At 42.5% G+C, this 17,579-nt stretch carries 12 protein-coding genes; 8 read left to right on the top strand and 4 right to left on the bottom strand.

Annotated elements, in window-relative coordinates:
• Positions 1 to 50: 50 nt before the first annotated feature.
• From J8M00_RS00090 to J8M00_RS00080, 3 genes are all read right to left on the bottom strand, one after another.
• Positions 51 to 3,173 carry an efflux RND transporter permease subunit gene (locus J8M00_RS00090; RefSeq protein WP_211008348.1) on the bottom strand — a complete coding sequence of 1,041 codons (3,123 nt, stop codon included), beginning with the start codon at positions 3,171 to 3,173 and terminating at the stop codon, positions 51 to 53.
• 5 nt (positions 3,174 to 3,178) lie between these two features.
• Positions 3,179 to 4,258: an efflux RND transporter periplasmic adaptor subunit gene (locus J8M00_RS00085; RefSeq protein ID WP_211008347.1), complete on the bottom strand. Its 1,080-nt coding sequence runs from the start codon at positions 4,256 to 4,258 to the stop codon at positions 3,179 to 3,181.
• Between the two features lie 307 nt (positions 4,259 to 4,565).
• Complete coding sequence (locus J8M00_RS00080; protein ID WP_211008346.1) at positions 4,566 to 5,597, bottom strand: S66 family peptidase; 1,032 nt, start codon at positions 5,595 to 5,597, stop codon at positions 4,566 to 4,568.
• Positions 5,598 to 5,937: 340 nt separating this feature from the next.
• Here J8M00_RS00080 and J8M00_RS00075 point away from each other — a divergent pair, with 340 nt between their 5' ends.
• The gene (locus J8M00_RS00075; protein WP_211008345.1) at positions 5,938 to 9,378 is read left to right on the top strand and encodes a PKD domain-containing protein; all 3,441 of its coding nucleotides are present in this window, start codon (positions 5,938 to 5,940) and stop codon (positions 9,376 to 9,378) included.
• A gap of 109 nt (positions 9,379 to 9,487) precedes the next feature.
• Positions 9,488 to 10,123 carry a hypothetical protein gene (locus J8M00_RS00070; protein ID WP_211008344.1) on the top strand — a complete coding sequence of 212 codons (636 nt, stop codon included), beginning with the start codon at positions 9,488 to 9,490 and terminating at the stop codon, positions 10,121 to 10,123.
• A 49-nt stretch (positions 10,124 to 10,172) separates the two neighbouring features.
• On the opposite strand, the gene J8M00_RS00065 is transcribed toward J8M00_RS00070, so the two are convergent.
• Entirely contained in the window at positions 10,173 to 10,799 is a 627-nt protein-coding gene (locus J8M00_RS00065; protein ID WP_211008343.1) for a LysE family translocator, read from the bottom strand.
• A 276-nt stretch (positions 10,800 to 11,075) separates the two neighbouring features.
• Between J8M00_RS00065 and J8M00_RS00060 the strand changes: the two genes are divergently transcribed.
• The 6 genes from J8M00_RS00060 (at position 11,076) to J8M00_RS00035 (ending at position 17,355) form a co-directional block, all read left to right on the top strand.
• Positions 11,076 to 11,360 carry a hypothetical protein gene (locus tag J8M00_RS00060; RefSeq protein ID WP_211008342.1) on the top strand — a complete coding sequence of 95 codons (285 nt, stop codon included), beginning with the start codon at positions 11,076 to 11,078 and terminating at the stop codon, positions 11,358 to 11,360.
• An 817-nt stretch (positions 11,361 to 12,177) separates the two neighbouring features.
• Positions 12,178 to 12,390 (top strand): hypothetical protein, encoded by a 213-nt coding sequence (locus tag J8M00_RS00055; protein WP_211008341.1) that lies wholly within the window; start codon positions 12,178 to 12,180, stop codon positions 12,388 to 12,390.
• A gap of 329 nt (positions 12,391 to 12,719) precedes the next feature.
• The gene (locus J8M00_RS00050; protein ID WP_023398189.1) at positions 12,720 to 13,037 is read left to right on the top strand and encodes a hypothetical protein; all 318 of its coding nucleotides are present in this window, start codon (positions 12,720 to 12,722) and stop codon (positions 13,035 to 13,037) included.
• A gap of 19 nt (positions 13,038 to 13,056) precedes the next feature.
• Positions 13,057 to 13,749, top strand: a complete 693-nt coding sequence (locus J8M00_RS00045) for a helix-turn-helix transcriptional regulator (RefSeq protein ID WP_211008340.1) — start codon at positions 13,057 to 13,059, stop codon at positions 13,747 to 13,749.
• 277 nt (positions 13,750 to 14,026) lie between these two features.
• Positions 14,027 to 16,480 carry a TonB-dependent receptor gene (locus J8M00_RS00040; protein WP_211008339.1) on the top strand — a complete coding sequence of 818 codons (2,454 nt, stop codon included), beginning with the start codon at positions 14,027 to 14,029 and terminating at the stop codon, positions 16,478 to 16,480.
• A 248-nt stretch (positions 16,481 to 16,728) separates the two neighbouring features.
• The gene (locus J8M00_RS00035; protein WP_211008338.1) at positions 16,729 to 17,355 is read left to right on the top strand and encodes a hypothetical protein; all 627 of its coding nucleotides are present in this window, start codon (positions 16,729 to 16,731) and stop codon (positions 17,353 to 17,355) included.
• The last annotated feature ends 224 nt before the right edge of the window (positions 17,356 to 17,579 follow it).

Here is a 17,579-nt window from a genome sequence, read left to right as displayed (position 1 = left end):
TTAGTTTTCAATTGCTCATAAAAAAGGAGCCGAAGCTCCTTTTTTAGTGTTTATCGCACCCGCTTGTTACTCAGCACACTGACCAGCAGCGCCGGTAAAAACGTCAGGCTAAGCAACATCGAGAACACTATGCCGCACAATACGATAATACCAACACCCCGGTATAACTCAGTGCCATCTCCTGGTATAAACACCAAAGGTGCAAGACCAAATAATGTGGTCGCAGTCGACATTAATATCGGTTTAAGTCGCGTTGCAACCGCCTGTTTGACTGCTGCAACAACTTCCATCCCCTGATCTACAATCAACTTTCGAGTTTGATCTACTATCAAAATAGGGTTATTTACCACAGTCCCCAATAAAATAAGGAAGCCCAACATGGTGATCATATCAAAGGGTTGGTGGAATGGTGTCATTCCAAAATTTGCCAGCAACACATTAACGCCATTTACGGAAATCAACCCCAGTAAGCCCCCTGCCATACCTAATGGCACAGTGGCTAGAATAAACAATGGGTAACTCCAATGCGTAAATATCGCCACTAATAACAAATAACTCAGTACTAAGGCCACAATAAAGTTGCTCGATAACGAGGCTTGTGTCGCTTCCAATTGGTCGGCCGCACCACTGATAGAAACTTTAGTACCTTGCGCAATTTTCCCTTGTTGCCAAAGAGTTGGTAGTAACTCGGTACGCACAATCTCTTCGGCGGTTTCCAATGCCACATCTCGAGGTGGAATGATATATACAGTCACCGTTCGCTTGCCATCTACACGGCGCAAGCTATCACTGTTTTTACTTTCCACTAAATCAGCCAATGCGCTCAGTGGCAACACATCCCCAGATGGCGTAACAATGGGTGAAGTGGCCAGTTGCTCAATGGTTTGCTTTTCCTTTTGATGACTGAAAATAAACATATCTATTTTGTCATCGTTCAAAATAAACTCATCAACATACGCACCGTCACTCAATGACGAAATTGTATAACCAAATTCATTTGGACTGATCCCAAGCTCAGCAAGCCTTTGCCATTTGGGTTTAATCTCAATAAGCGGTTGATCTAGGCTCAGTGCCCGAGGGTCTGAGTTAATTTGTGGGTTTTCAAATGTTACTTGAGCTTGCTCGTATACTGCTTCAGCTGCGCGGTACAAGTCCGTTAAATTGCTCCCAGCAATATCAACCGCTACTGCACGTGTGCCACCATCATTACTTGAAATAATTGACCCCCTAGCAGAGAAAGCACGCATATTTTCATAACTTCTGAACTTAGCCGTGATTGCATCCATCATAGCCTGGATATTATTTGGGTCCGTCGGAGCACTTAAAAACCAAATACGGCCAATAGATACTGACATCGAGTAGTAAGCCAGTGGCGGCATGTCCGTCTCGCCTTTATCAAATGCGTCACTCGATGCATTAATATGGCCATTAAAATAAACACGCAGCTCATCACCTATCTCTTTCATTTCTGACAGGTTATAACTTGGCGGTGCAATCATCATTGAAAACGCTTTAGGTTCTTCACCTTCAGGTAAATATTCAGCAGCGGGCATTAAGGCATATGCAGCACCAAGTGTCACAACCACAAAACTTGCAGTGATGGCTGTTGCTCTGGCTTTTGATGCCACGCAAAACGACACCAGTGCAAGCCAACGCTTTGAAAGTGTGACAGTTTTCATCTCATCTTTACGATTAGGTAAATTTGCCAATGTTGTCGGTACAATAAAAATAGCCACCAGCATAGAGGCAATAATTGCAGACGATACGGCAATCGCAATGTCGGAGTAGAGCTGACCAGCTTCTTGTTGAACAAATAAGATTGGCGCAAATACTAACACTGTTGTCGCAGTCGAAGCCAAAACCGCAGGCCAAACTTCTTTTACACCTTTAATTGCAGCGTGCAATTTACTCGTGCCGCGCCTGTTTGCTTGCACTATGGCTTCAAGTACTACGATGGTATTGTCGACGGTCATACCAATTGCAAAGGCCACTCCGGCAAGCGAAATAACATTAATGGTACGGTCAAATAGCGTTAAGCCTAGGAAGGCTGCAACAGTACAAATTGGTATGCCCATCACGCCAACCAATGTGGCACGCCCTGAGCGTAAAAATAAAAACATCACCAAGGTTGCGAGCAACGCACCTAATGCCAAATTAGTCCACACATTTTTAAGTGAGCTTTCAACATATTGAACATCGTCACTCATTAGGATCAGCTCTAAGCCATTTTGCGCTAACAATTCTTGGTTAATTTGCTCAATCACTGGCAGCATTTGCTGCTTAATATCAATAACATTTGAGCCACTTTCACGACGTACTGACAACCTTAAAGTACGCTCACCATCTGAGTATGAAATACCACGTAATTCAAAATGGTCTAGCGACACAACGGCAACATCTCGGAGCTTGGTGATCACACCATCGCGCTCAGAAATAATCAAATCATCAAGCTCATTCAGCTGCTCAAAACGTCCAACCATACGTAATAAATAACGACTTGGGCCGCTTTCAATGTCGCCTGCCGATGCATCGCGATTGCGCGAACGGATGGCATTTCTTAAATCTGTTACACTTAACCCACGTTGGGCCAAGCGACTAGGATCAACATTAATCTGTACTTGTCTAGCTGCACCACCACCAACACCTACCTCTGACACACCGGGTATACTCTCCATTCGTGGCCTTACGAAATCTTCGGCAAAATCTCTGAGCATATCGACATCTAAATCAAGCGGATTTCCAGTTTGCGGCTTTAGCACAAAATGCATAAAAGCATTGGACGAAAAAGAGCTCGAATACAACCTTGGTTGATCAACGTTTTCCGGATAGCTGGGAACTTGGCTAAGGGCATTGTTGACACGAATCAAGGCGTCATTGACATCAACACCAAACGGAAACTCCAGTTGGATCCGTGCAGATCCCATTTGAGAATAGGACACCATGCGTTTGAGGTTTGGCAAACTGCGTAGATATCGCTCTTGCTCAACGAGGATTTCTTTTTCAACATCTTGTGGCGTTGCACCTGGCCAGCCTGTTTGAACCGTTATGGTTCTGACTTCAAGGTCGGGGATCATCTGTACTGGAATTTTTAACGCTGTCACCAGCCCCAAAATACAGATAATCAAAGAGATAACGGCAACTAAGGTACCGCGTTTAACGGCGCTTTCAATCATATCTGCTAGTCCTTACTCACCGTGATCTCACTGCCATTTTTTAGCAGTTGAACAGCAGTCATAATAATTGGTCCGCTTAGTACAGTGCTATCGCCTGACACAACTGAAATAAGTACTTGTTCACCGCGCTGCTCTAGTACTCTAACCGTATGGCGAGTAGCGGAGTTTCCATTGGCAACAAAGACACTCAAAGCGCCATCTGGATGATACTTAAGTGCCGACTTTGGCACCCATACTGCTTGAGTACCTGTACTAGGCAATTCAAATTGCGCTTGCGCCGACATACCCGCAATAAACGATTCTTGCTTAGGTACTTCAACATGAACAACAAAACTACGAGTTTGCTCATTAATAACCGGCACAATTGCTTGCACTTTTGCCGCTATAAATTTGCTTTGATCGTGATCTGGCTGAATAACTAATTCATTTATATTATTGTTTGAAAAAGCATTTATATATTCTTGAGGTACCGCGACTTTGAGTCGTAAATCTCCTACAGAAACCAGTGTTAAAGTATGCGTCTGCGTTGTAACCCATTCACCTAAATCGACATTACGCTTCATCACAACACCGTCAAAAGGCGCAAACAGAGTTTGCCTTCTTAGTGTTTCCTTATCCATTGCTAAAGCCGCTTTTGCTTTTGCTAATGCTGCTTTTGATGCAGCGACATCAGCACGACGCTCTGCAAGTAAAGTCGGTGCTACAAATTGCTTTTTGGAGAGAGACTCAACCTCATCAAGTTGGCGTTTAGACTCTAAAAGCGCAACATCAGCGGATTCAACTGACGCTTCACTTTGCTCCAATCTCAACTTTGCCAATGTCGGATCTAGTTTTAAAAGGGCTTGACCGCGTTTAACTACATCGCCTACTTCCACCAACAACTCGTTGACAACGCCGGCCTCTAAACTCGCAAGTGTGGCATTTTGTTTCGCTTCAACGGTTCCGCTCAAAGTCAGTTTATTTTTATACTGAAGATCCTTGGCTTGAAAAACCGCAACTTCTACTGGCGTGCTCCATGTTGATGTTGACCAAGCCGCAAGAACGGATAAAGCAACAACGGATATAAACGCAGGAATACAACGCATTTTTGCACCTCAAATGATAATTGTTTTTAAAGAAGATACTATGAAAGCGTTTTACAAACGCTTAAATTGCGACAAACCCACTAATCTAGCAGATGATAGCCTTCAATTTATTCAATCATCGGTATATTAGTGCGCTCACCAATATAGTTGCTCGATGTGTCAATTTCCGTGTCTAAAAGAAAACAATTAAGTTTTAGAAGTGCGATATATCATAAGATGGTTAGCTATTTTCACCACAAAAATAGCTAACTTGCATTTAAAAACACGTAGAGAAATGAGGCGAGGACTTGCCGTGCCTGAGGCGCGGTTAAATCAACTTTTGGCTAATTTCTCCCAACCCATTTTTCAATTTAACATTTGCCAAAGCGCCATTAACCATAGTGAGATTGGGCGCTTGGTGGCTGACATCAACATCATACAGTACAGGAATTTCAAGCTCGCCCAATGATTGCTGCAAAGCGATTAAATCGTCGTACCCTTCTCCACGTGTCACTTGTGCTGCATTTCGGCCGACTAAAATACCCGAGGCATTGTCAAATGCACCTTTGAGTTTCAAACTTTGAAATGCCCTAAAATACTGTGTCGGGGTTAGCTCCCCATTCTCAAAATAGTATATAACTTTATCTTCTCTACTGATTAGATTTTTGTGAGGCAAGAAATAATCAGAGCCATACAGCACCATATGCGTGTCTATGCACCCACCGATTAAACGGCCTGTAAATTCAACTTCATCATGGTACGCATTATTTAATATTTTCCACTGGCTTGGTTCTGATAGATTAAAAGCAGCTGTCGGATCCTTACTATAGTCTGCATGGCGTCGTTCAAAAAATTGCGCAGCCGCTTGCTTGAATTCACCGCCAATGGGGGTGGCCAAATGCTCGAATACTTTAGCTGTTAATTCGTCAGTTTGATTCAGTCCCAACTGCATTAAGTTAGTGCAGTGGCACGTTGCCCAGCCTAGTTTGCAACTGATTGATGTTAGAACTGTACTGATATCTGAAAAGCCCATAAGCCATTTTGGTTTAGCGGTTTTCAATCGTTGCCAATCTAACCTGGGTAATATATCCATCGCAATTTCTCCACCCCAAGGCGCCATAATTGCGTCGATACTATCGTCGCATAAAAATGCCATAAGCTCCGCTACCCGCGCTTCAAGTGGTGCACTGACATGCAGTTTATCTTCTCGCAAACATTGGCCTTCCAGTACTTCAAACCCACGATTTTTCAGATCTTGTAAGACGATATTTAACCTCGGGTGACAAGGTGCAGCAACACCCGACGAAAATGCGGTGACAGCAATTTTGCTGCCTGAAGATAACGGAGATGAATACAACATTTGAATTCCTATTGCTTGTTATTAAAAATGAACACCTAGCTCAAGCTACTTAATAGAGCCAACATACTGAGTTTTAAGAATATACGCAACTTGATATTGTATGTTTCGGCGGCTTTGTGGTCCCCTCCAATTCAACGCTCATTAAAAAGCGTCCTGACAGCCAAGTCGGGTCTGCAACTTCTCACCTGACTTTTGTAAATTAGCGAAACACCGACAACTTTTTCTCCTCATTTTAGCAATTCAACTGTACGAATTTCACCCATTTACTATGCTTATTGAACCCAATACTGATTCAGAAAACCTGCACAGTTTGTATCGTGTGTTTCGGAGGAACAAGAACATGTTTTATTCACGTAAACGGATGCACCTTATACTCACTTGGGTGTTAGGTATATCGATCACCGGATGCGGAGGGGGTGGTTCTGATAGCTCCCCTTCCACACCTTCTACACCAAGTACCCCGCAAAATAGTGCACCAACAGTCACTATCAGTGGTGAAAGTTCTGTACAAGAAAAAAAAGAAGTTACGCTCACAGCCCAAGCCTCTGACAGCGATGGCACAGTAAACACATTTGCATGGCAAATTGTTGCTGGACCAACAACAACGTTATCGAATGCTGCCACCAATACTGTCACTTTTACAACCCCTGATATTTCTGAAGACTCCACAATGACGTTGCGTGTTACCGTTACCGATGATGACAACGCATCGGCAAGCGCGGACTTCAACCTAAGCGTCGCTAGAATTGTGAAGTCCGTAACCATCACTGGACTTGTTACAGATGAACCGATCCCCAACGCGGCACTGACAGTATACGTGGGAGATCAAAGTTTTGAACTCGCAGCAGATGCAACTGGTGCCTATACCTATCAACTCGATGTTGACGAGTCTATGGTAAATGATTTGGTGAGGATCCGAGCCAAAGGCGGTAGCACACAATCAGACGTCGAATTTTACTCGCAACTGCCGAGTTTTTCGGCGATTGAAAGCCAAGCTGGTGAAGATGGAGTCTTAAATAAAGATGAAAATTTCGGTGTCAATATCACCAACGTCACCACTTCTGAATATGCGTTAATTACCCGAGAAATCGGCACGCCTGAAACCGAATCAGCACTCAATAACGTATTGGTTGGGATTGATGCGGATGAAAAGCTCACACTCGCCGCACTGATAAAAATTGTGGTAGACGGAGAAGGTGACAACCAATTTAGCCTACCTTCAGGCGTAAACTCTACTTTTGAGCTGGTGTCTTCGCCAACCGCCGTCACCGAATTAACAGACACCATAAATGATAAAAATCCAACACTAATTGAAAGCACTAAAAATGACATAAAACAAGATGGTGATTTAGTTGATAACAGCCAGTCAGACTTTAATGGCGACTACTTACTTGGCTCTACCAAAACGTTCAGTGAGCTATTTTTTGAAGCCACGTTTAACCAAGACAATACAGGTACATTCGCCGATTATTCCAGTGGCGATATGACATGGAGCCAAGATGACAATGGTCTTGTTTCCCTCACATTCGCGCCGGGTGTGATGAGTAAAACCTACTCATGCAAAGACAGCAATGGCAGCTACTTCTCTTGCCAATACAAATACAAAAGCGCCTCGTTCACTGTGTATGATGAAAGCCCGGTTGCAAAAGCCATCAGCATCACCTTTATTGGCGATGAATATTCCACTGATAGTACTGGTAACGAGGTCTTGGTAAACAGCGATGTAAGTCGCGCTATGGATCTCTCAATGATAGGGAAAAACCAGACCATCACACCAGTTGCAACTAACTTTAGCGGCAACTGGTATATCAACATGATGTACATTCTTGATAATGGAAGCTTCGCCAGTAAAGTGACCTTTAATCAAGATGGTACTGGCAGTGCACAAATGCCAGCAGATACTAGTCGAGCATTCACTTGGTCAATTACGGATAATATATTGACAATTACCCTAACAGCAACGGATGAGCTTACCGCAAAAACTTTCAAGTATTGGCTAATCAAAAATATTGAGTCTGGATTCCAATTTTGGGCGACCACGGAAAAAACCGACACAGAAAAGTACAGACGGCGCTCTGGCTTGATGATGCCTGAGCAAGAGGTGACATTAGCTGAGAATGACATTTTAGGCCGCATTAGGCCCTACTACGGCGTAGCTTATGCTCAAGACTACTTTTTCGACAATTACATTAACGGCATCTCGTATTCATTTCTACAAAAAGGTTCACACACTTGGAGTGTATCTGGTAGGTCACTAAATATAATGAATTATCAATATGGTATGAGTTACAGCTTTGTGCGTCAATGCCCTGAAAATGCCACTAGCGATATGTGCAGCGTGTATGACCATCAAAGATATGAAGTGATCAGCGTACACGGTGATACTTGGTATGTACGTCAACACTTTGAGGTTGCCTTTGGTAATTCATATGAAAATTCAACTATTTTAAAATACAAAAAGTCCGCCTCTACGCTCGATAAATTTGAGTATTATTGGATGAACCAACGTTACTTATATTTCATTGAAAATCAGCAGGTACTTTCCAACTGGTTTTATACCACGACAAATGAAGACGGCTCCACTAGCCGCAAAGTACAGCTTGGTACGGGAGATCAGGCAGATTACTCCATTGCTGATGGCAAGTTACGCATCGACCAAATGGGCTCAGTGGGTGTTACTGAAATCCAAGAATTTGATAGGGATTACATAAAAGTATGTGCTTACTTCGAAGGTACCAGTTGCGAACTAGGCGAAGTGAGAAACCTCTATTTTGAGCAAGCAAAGGCATCGCAAAATAATCAGATCCCACCGCCGGCGAGCATGCAATACGCCATAGATGGTGCTTGGTACCAGCCTAGCTCACCAAACTTCGTCATAATCATCAGAGATGGCGTTTGGGTACATATGGAAATAGATACAACCGATGATCCAAGCGGTTCTACCGGAATGGAAATAGGGTCACTCAGCTGGGATGAAACCAGTAAGGATCTCTCTGTTGATCTAATCATCGACCAGAACGGCGAGTTTGGTTATGACCCAAATTTATCGCACAAAGCCAGCGTTGAAGGTAATACAATGACCTTGGAGATCTCCGGTGAGTCACCCGTCGTGTTTGAGCGGTTGCTTGATGAAAATGACCCCAGAGTCGGTGGATTTGTTGAGTACCCACTTACCACCAGTAAAATTTGGGTATCGGTGTTTATGCCAGACAACAAGTTTTTTGAAGCCGAGTATGACCCAGCAAACTCTGACGGCCCGGGTATCAACTACGGCTCTTATACCTACAATACCGATACAGGCTTGGCAGAGCTAACCTTTGAGGTGAATCAACTCGATACCGATGACGTGTCATTCTTTATGCATCAGGCGGGTCCAGATGTCATCCATTGGAAAGACAATGAAGAGTTAGGTGCCGTGGTTCGCACCAAATCGAGTAGCGACCAACCTTACTTTGACAGCATGAAAATTAGCTATGAACGCTTTGCCTTAATTAATGGCAATACCACCAGCTATCTCGACTTTAAAAATGACGGAACACTGGACTTTGTGAGCCAAGGTAAAAACAGGGCATTTACGTGGAAAATTATCCTTGGGCAATTGCATTTACAAGCCGTCACGCCAAGTGCCGGGTTGGATGTGGAGGCGTATGTGATCACACCCACAAGCATGCTCGACGATGGTTGGAATGTTGACGTCATAAAACTTGAGCATCCAACTGACTTTACTGACTCAACGAGCCCTGAACATCATTCAAGATTTAGTGGCAGTATGCGCAGATAACAGCGCAACATATGTTTGGCGCGGTACTTGTGCCGCGCCAACTTAAAGCGATACACAAAGGTATATATATTGCTTAATTTTTCATAGTTGCGTAGTCGGGTTGTTTACTATGAAATTGACACAGGATGAGTTAAAACTACTTCATGAAGTTGTCGAAAGTCACAAAATCAGTGAAGATGAATTAATAGACAGTAATGAATCTTTACCTGCATCTGAAGTCAAACGACGTCTTTATCAATTGTGGTTGGTTGAGCCGCTTGCTTTATACCTCGCCCATAACCAATACGCAGCAATAAAAGCGCTCAATATTCAAAGTGTTTTACAGGGTGATTTGGAAAATGAAAACGCTGCCAAAAATCAAAAAGTGACTACGCTGTTGGCGCTTATAAACAAGTTGCCCGAAATTATTGATACCGGGAAATGCCCAAGAAATTGGCGGTTTTTCCCATCGCCCACCATTACTTTGGCACTCACGTATCCGAAAATTGTCTGTCCAATCCAAAGCTTGTCTTTGTCAGGAGCTTGCATTGCCTCTTTTCCACTGAGTGGCAGTGAACATTTGCAGCACTTTACCAACAAACACGCTTATTTAGAGCTTGCGGATAATTTACATATTCATGTGTTTTTGGAACGCGCAATCGCCAGAGATGAGCACTATATTGCCCTACAATTTAACCAGCACACTCGCGACAATCCTATGTTGAAGCTACTGGTTATCAGCCACTTTTTGCAATCTCAAATCTAAATAAGATTGCGGCATATTTATGCCGCAATCAACAAGCTCGGTTGAAGTCTTAGAGCGTCTGGTACAGTACTCTGGCAGCCAACAAAATAAACGCTGCGCCGAGGATCTTCGATATAACACCTTGCTTTGAGTTTAAATTAAAGCGGTCATTGGCAGATGATGCAGCAATCGAAACAAAAATAAACCAGATAGCGTCTATGATAAACACGGTAAAGCACATTAAAAATGCCACGGTAAAAGTCATCGCCTCTGGGTCTATAAACTGAGAAAACAAAGCAACAAAAAAGATAGCCGTTTTTGGGTTAACAAATGCAACCGTAAACCCTTCTTTTGCCGCAATATACCACTCAGTTTTGGTCGCAGTTCTGGTCTCTGTACCGTTACTCGCAGAGGGTTTGCTGGTCAAAATCATATAACCCAGATACGCTAAATAGGCTGCACCCACATATAACAGCGCTGTATATAACGCAGGAAACTGCGCAATCAAACTTGCCAATCCCAACACCGACAATGCCGCGTAGCTGCCAACACCCAACGCATGCGCCACACTCGCAGATATTCCTGCGCTTGGTCCACTATTTATGCTGTGTTTCAGTACAACAGCCAAACTTGGTCCAGGTGACATAGCGCCTAATGTGCAGATCAGAGCCAAACTGAGCCATGCTGATAATTCCATACTTACCTCCAATAAATGCAGGCGGCGAGTTTACCTAAATTAGCGGCTAGGTGTTAATAAAAAATTGCCAAACTCCACTGTTTTTCAGACAAATCTAACGTTCTTCATCATCAACGCAGGGAATTAGGTTGCATGCACGACTGAGCTAGGTCCACTTTTGCAACTAAATTATTAAATGTGCATGACGAAGTCCATATACATTTTGGTACATTTTTTAGCTCCTTATTTTATTGAAAGCTGTGTACGATAAAACCTCCATAACACGGAGGAAAACACATGTCTGACAATTTAGAAACCTTTAAAAGTCACGCAGTACCACTAGGTAAATTATTACTCCAAAGCTTTCCTAACGGAGCAACCCCTACATTTAGTAACGTACACCCCGACGCAAATGCGCCCACTGAGCAACAAGAAAACGCACTTAAAGAAGTCGTACACTTCTTTGTCAACGAAAAGCTTGCTCGTCAAAGTACGGTACAAATCACACAAATCGTCCTAACCAAAGCCGGACTCAAGTTTCTTGGCCAAGAACTAGAAGCGTTAGATCTTAACGATAACTAATGAAAAGGCAGCTCTGTTACCTGCCACACTAAAAACAAAGGCGCAGCTTACTAGCTATTTGGCTGCGCTATTTATTCGCCATATCAGTCAATTAATACAATCTTTTAGAAACTTTATGTGTTACCGCTATCTTAAGACCTGTTACATATCACACTTGTAGTTTTGGCTTCTAGGTCCATGAGCTAAAGCGAGTATTTATTTTTACCGAAGCACTTTTGCTTCCCTCGGCTAAAACCAGCATTAGCTAACCTCTTCCATACTCAATAGTTAACTTGTCGCCTGTACGGTGATTGGGATGCTTTCAGAGACCTTCCTGCTTTTTGAGCTGCTCTATTAAATTCATGACCGTGTTTTTATCTTTTATTAGGCAATAAAAAACCCCGCATTTACGGGGCTTGTTTGATTAGATTCTAAATCGGTTCCTTAGGCCTAGACCTATAAGAAATATAAATATAAATGAGAGGAAGGCGTGCAAGTAGCTTAGTAAATTAAACCACCTTATTCGTTTGTCTTGAAAAAGTAACTCAAGCCCAACTTCTCTGGCGCTTTTTGATATTGATAAAAAGGGAGTTACGGTAGCGATGGATTGCTCTGTAGCTAGAGTGTATTTGTCTACAGTTGTGAAAGACTCATTATTTGAGCTGTTTTATATGTAATAAGATGTAATAGAACCACAAAATTATACAAACTAAAGTTAGACAACTTATGAACTGGTTTCTTAAAGGATTCAAAAATGTCTAAAGAATATAAAGCCATTATTTCGAACAGATCTTTTCAACAAGAGTAATTTGTACTTTCCGATGGCAACGAGCCACCAGTGGTTTATGATAAAACCCAAAACGCAGTGCCAAGTGAGGCGACGTGTATTCTAAAAGCCCCCTGTCCTAATTTTGTTGTCAGCGTAACAAACTACAATGGCGATCCAGACTTGGGAGATAGCATCAAAGTAGATGCGGAAAAAGGCCCTGTTGAAGTGATATTTGATGAAACACGAACCTTCACACTGGTTCCCTCATACAACCTTGCTTAAAAAAGTGTGGTGCACCGCTGTGGTGCGCCACACTAACAACGCAGTTAGCTAATCAACTATAAAGGATCTATTTTTCTGCCCGCAATAACCAAAGCTTTCTAACATTTAACGTTGGAAATCAGGCCTACTCTTTAAGCATGCCCAGACTGATATATTACAGTCATCAGATCTTATTCCTTGAGTTATTGCTGGGGCTAAACTGCGTGCACCTGTCACATTTATGGAGCAGTTACAGTATTCCCTTATTAAAACTCCAATGACACACTCCTGACAATAGCTGACACTCCTTTTTGCTTTAATTACTGCATCAACAACAAGGAGCAACTACCATGACTCAAAATATCATTGAAATTGTCACTTTTAAGTTAAACTCAGGCGTCACTATCGAGCAGCTGTTAGAAAAGAGCGCGGCATTTGAGGAATTTGCCGAAAAGCAAAAGGGGTTTATTTATCGTTCGTTGGCCCAACAAGCAAATACTGATACATTCATCGATATTAGCTATTGGGAATGTATGGAAGACAACCAGCACATGCAACGTGCATTTGAAGAAGTTGAAGTGTGCAAAGCATTTTGTGCGCTGGTCGATAAAGAGTCTGTTGGCATTAGCCATCATGGGATACTACAGCAAAGTGAGTGTACTGCTTAATTAAACGAAGAGGTAAATTGTGCATAAATCAGAGCGACTATTTCAGCTGGTTAACCATTTAAAAGGACGTAAAGTGGCTGTCACAGCCAAGCAACTGGCTGACAGGTTAGCCGTGTCTGAGCGCACAATTTACCGCGATATTCAAAATCTACAAACATCAGGTGTACCCGTCGAGGGGGAAGCCGGGATTGGCTATCTTATCAAAGATTGTGATCTGCCGCCGATGATGTTCTCTCCTCAAGAGTTGCAAGCTTTACTCATCGGTAGCCGAATGCTGCAAGCTTGGACGGATCCACAACTAGCACAACAAGCGCACTCGGCCATCGCAAAAATCGAAGCGGTGTTGCCACCTCACTTAAAGCAACTAAGTGACAACCTGCCGTTTCTTGCAGTCGGTTTTACCCATGCTGAAAAAGATCAACATCACAGTCAAATGATACGCTCTGCCATCGAATCTAAGCACCAGCTTTGTTTGAGTTATCAAGATGCGAAAGGCCAGCCGAGTAACAGAACCATCGAGCCATTGGGCCTTGTTTACTGGGGCGGAAAATGGACAATCATTGCTTTTTGTTTATTGCGACAAGCGTATCGAGAATTCAGATTGGACAGAATAGATAGTCTTGAACAAATCGATGTGCAATTTGAGTTTGAGCAAACCAAAAGTATGGCTCATTACATTGAAATCGTCCGTTCAGAGCAATGCAAAACTTAAGTTGCTTAGTTTTTCTTCTTATAAGACCTGTAGCTGCCCCATTAAACAATGCAACAAAATTCACATCAAACACCAAAAACAAAACCATAAAAACACAATTTAAAACAATAAAAAAACCCAAAAACCACACAAAAAAAACAAATAAATAAATCGATAACAAACATTAACTTTAGCAACTTTTATTAAACGCAAATGAGAGTTGTTATCATTTGTCATCACTGTTAGTATGCGCGCTCTCTGCGAATAAACAATCATATTGCGAAGTTTGGAGTGTAATATGCAATTCTCTCGTTCACTGAATTCAAAAAGTGTTCTGGCAACAGCTGTTAAAGTTGCTTTACTAGGTGGTGTTGTTGCATCAGCGCATGCTGCTGACAAAGCCCAAGACGATATTGAGCGCATCAGCGTTTATAACAAACATAACGCACTGATCTTAGAATCAGGTACTGCGACCAAATCAAACATGGCATTAATGCAAACACCTGCTGCTGTGGTTATTGTTGATAAGGATTTACTTGACTCTCAAACAGCAAATACGCTGCAAGATGCAATCAGAAACGTCAGTGGTTTTACTCAAGCTGGTAATAACTATGGTATCGGTGACAACCTTGCGATCCGTGGTCTAGGCGTAAACTACACTTATGACGGCATGTACGGCGGTGCAAGCCTTGGTAACAATTACAACCCAACTCGCTCTATGACAAACATTGAAAGCATGGAAGTACTTAAAGGTCCTGCAACAGGTCTTTACGGTATTGGTGCGGCAGGTGGTGTTGTCAACTTGATTGAGAAAAAGCCACAGTTTGAAGAAGCTTACGAAATCAGCACAAAAGTAGGCAGCTGGAACACATATGGCTTGATGCTTGATGCAACCAATGCCATTACTGACGACTTAGCATACCGTGTGGTTCTTAACCACGAGCGCAGTGATGGCTACCGAGATCTGCAACAGGACCGCGATGAAGTCTATGCGAGCCTTAAGTTTGAAGCGTCGAACGACCACTCACTACTATTTTCAGCAGCCTATATAGATGATGCAGTTCAAGTAGACTCTGTTGGCGACCCTGTTCGTATCGTAAACTGGGATAGCATCAGTGGCGATCCAAGAAAGCTAACAGGTGCTGACTTACCAAATGAAAGTAAGTTTACTGACGAAAATGGTATTGTTGAATATTTAGGGATCCAACTTACCGACGCACAGCGTGAACAACTTGCTGCTTCTATTTCTACAAGTGATGGCCTTAGACCAATTGATTTAGGTGATACGAGTTTAGTGTCTCCGCTTTCAACGCCTAATGAAGGTAAAGAGTTGCGCTTTAAGCTTCGTCATGATTGGCACTTAGGTGAAGAGTCAACACTTACCCAGCAAGTGTTATGGCGTCAATATGATTCTGACTTAGTGCGTCAAACAGGTTCATACAACTATGTTTACTGGGAACGCTCAGGTAACATCAATACAACACCACGAGCGCCGTTAGTCACAGAAGATGGTCAGTTGCATCCTTTTGCAGCACGTCGTCAAGAGTACCGCCGTGCAGTATCTGATGAACAAACTTGGCAGTATTTTGGTGATCTGCAAATTGGTTGGAACTTTGGTGATATCAGTGGTGAACATCTCATCAGTGCTAACTATGAAAACCGAGATATGTCATTCAAACAATGGTCTGCTTATGATGCCGATGGTAACAAATCAGGCAATGCCATTCCTTACATTTTAGATATCCGTAACCCTAACTGGGGGGCTGGCGAATTTATGGATTACGATCCTATCGTAAGAAGTAATTATGATAAATCACTGACTGCTTACGGTATTGGTGCACAGGAAGTTCTATATTTAACGGACGCATTAACTATGCGCGCCGGGGTCGCATACACCAAAATTGAGCAAGAATACCAGCATTTAGGTACGGCTCGCGCACAAGGAGTAGAGCCAGAAAACGATACAGATGACTCAGGTATGACTTACACATTTGGCGTTAACTACCAAGTAATCCCTGAGCTATCAGCGTTTATTAATGTCGGTAAAGGCCGTACTGCATTTGGTGTGCTTTCATCTATCAGTAACAATGTATCTGTACCAAATCCACCTGATTCAGAGTCAGAAACACTCGATATCGGTATTCGCTTTACCGCATTTGATGAAGACTTACTAGGTTCAATTGTCGTATTTGATACCAAACGTACAAACTTACGTTATGCAAATCCTGAATATGACGAGCAAAAAGGTCCTGAATTCAATGCCGGGATCCCTCGCTACAAATATGACAACAATGAAACAACCAAAGGTGTTGAGTTTGACTTAAACCTAGCGCTGGCTGAAGCATGGAAATTGAATGTCAATGCAACGTACCAAGATGCAGTGTCAATTCGTCATCAAGAGATAGATCCGGATAAAAGGGAAGCCCCCAAAAAAGGGATCCCTGAAAAAATGGCTGGCACATGGTTAACGCATACACTTCCTCAAGTGATGGGCGGAGAGCTAGAACTAAGCTTAGGCATGCAATACGTTGGAGAACGCACGGTAAACCACCCTTCTTTTGGTTTGCCGACAGCAAAAATCGACAGCTTCACACGTTGGGATATGTCTGCTGCATATTATTTAGACAGCGTCCACGTACAGCTTAACATTGAAAACTTAGCTGATGAAACTTACTACAGCAAAGCGCTGTTCTTAGGTGGTTTACCTGGTAACGAGCGCAACGCTAAACTGACTGTTAACTATCAGTTCTAATTAGCGACAATAAAAGGCGGTAAATTGCCGCCTTTTAACATTCCAGAAATCATAAAGTAATTTCGACTCACCTATAGCCTCTAAATAACGCTGTCTAAATTCCATTTTTCAATATTAATGCTTTAATTACCAAGCCCCTGCTCAGCGCTAGCTACTTTTGGTCTATAAGTTGCTTAACTTACATCGTATTAATCCCGTCTTTGCCGCCTATCGGTAAAGTTTCTATTTCGCTTTCTAAAGGCACGGAAATGAATAGCATCTCAACGTTAAATCAAAATCGGATCTTTCAAACCCAGCAAAATACAGATCAGCAAAGCATTGATAAACACTCGAAATTTGCATCACTAATGCAAGACGTACTCAACCCCAAACCAACTACCACCGACCCCGACCATGTGATGCCTGTATCACTTAATACCAATAATGAGGAAATATCGGAACAAGCCAAAGCCTACTACGAACGCGCACTTGAAAACGCTAAAAATAAGGTTGATCCAGATTTAGACGAACGCTCATACGCAATTCAGCTTTATCAAGAGGCGACAATCGGGATCATGGAGATGCCCATTGAAGTTGAGATAGAGCAGCATGAGATTAACGAAGCGTTACTTTTCGGCAGTTTAGGCATCAACTTTTTGCAATATAAAGAGCTTGGTGTACGAATTGAAATGCTTGATCTGATGGAGCAAGACATAAACAACTCCACCGATCTGCGTGCTTCAGACAAAGAAAAGCTCACAGCAGTAATTGACGATAAACGCAGTATGCTTGAAATGCAGCGTGAAGAGATGCTGTCCGGCACCTATATTGAGGAAGAACAGGAGCACAGAAAATCACTTCAAAAACGATTTGATTCCATTGACTTTAGCAAATAGTCGCCTCATAAAAAGTTGCCACAGCCCGGCTGTAAAGTGGCAATTGCACAACCCAGTGACTCGCTGATCTGTTGTTAATTTTTATTGCACATCCAATTATTAGCTTCCACTTTATTGCCACTTTTATATTCATCCATGTTTAATAATACGCTGTTTTATATATTAATGTTTTCCGGTTTACCTTAAATAACAAACATATAACAACACATGTGACGGAGCAATTC

Source organism: Pseudoalteromonas luteoviolacea, from assembly GCF_018100925.1.
GTDB lineage: Bacteria > Pseudomonadota > Gammaproteobacteria > Enterobacterales > Alteromonadaceae > Pseudoalteromonas > Pseudoalteromonas obscura.
The sequence above is the reverse complement of the archived record's forward strand: the minus strand, read 5'-3'. Positions and strand labels throughout refer to the sequence as shown.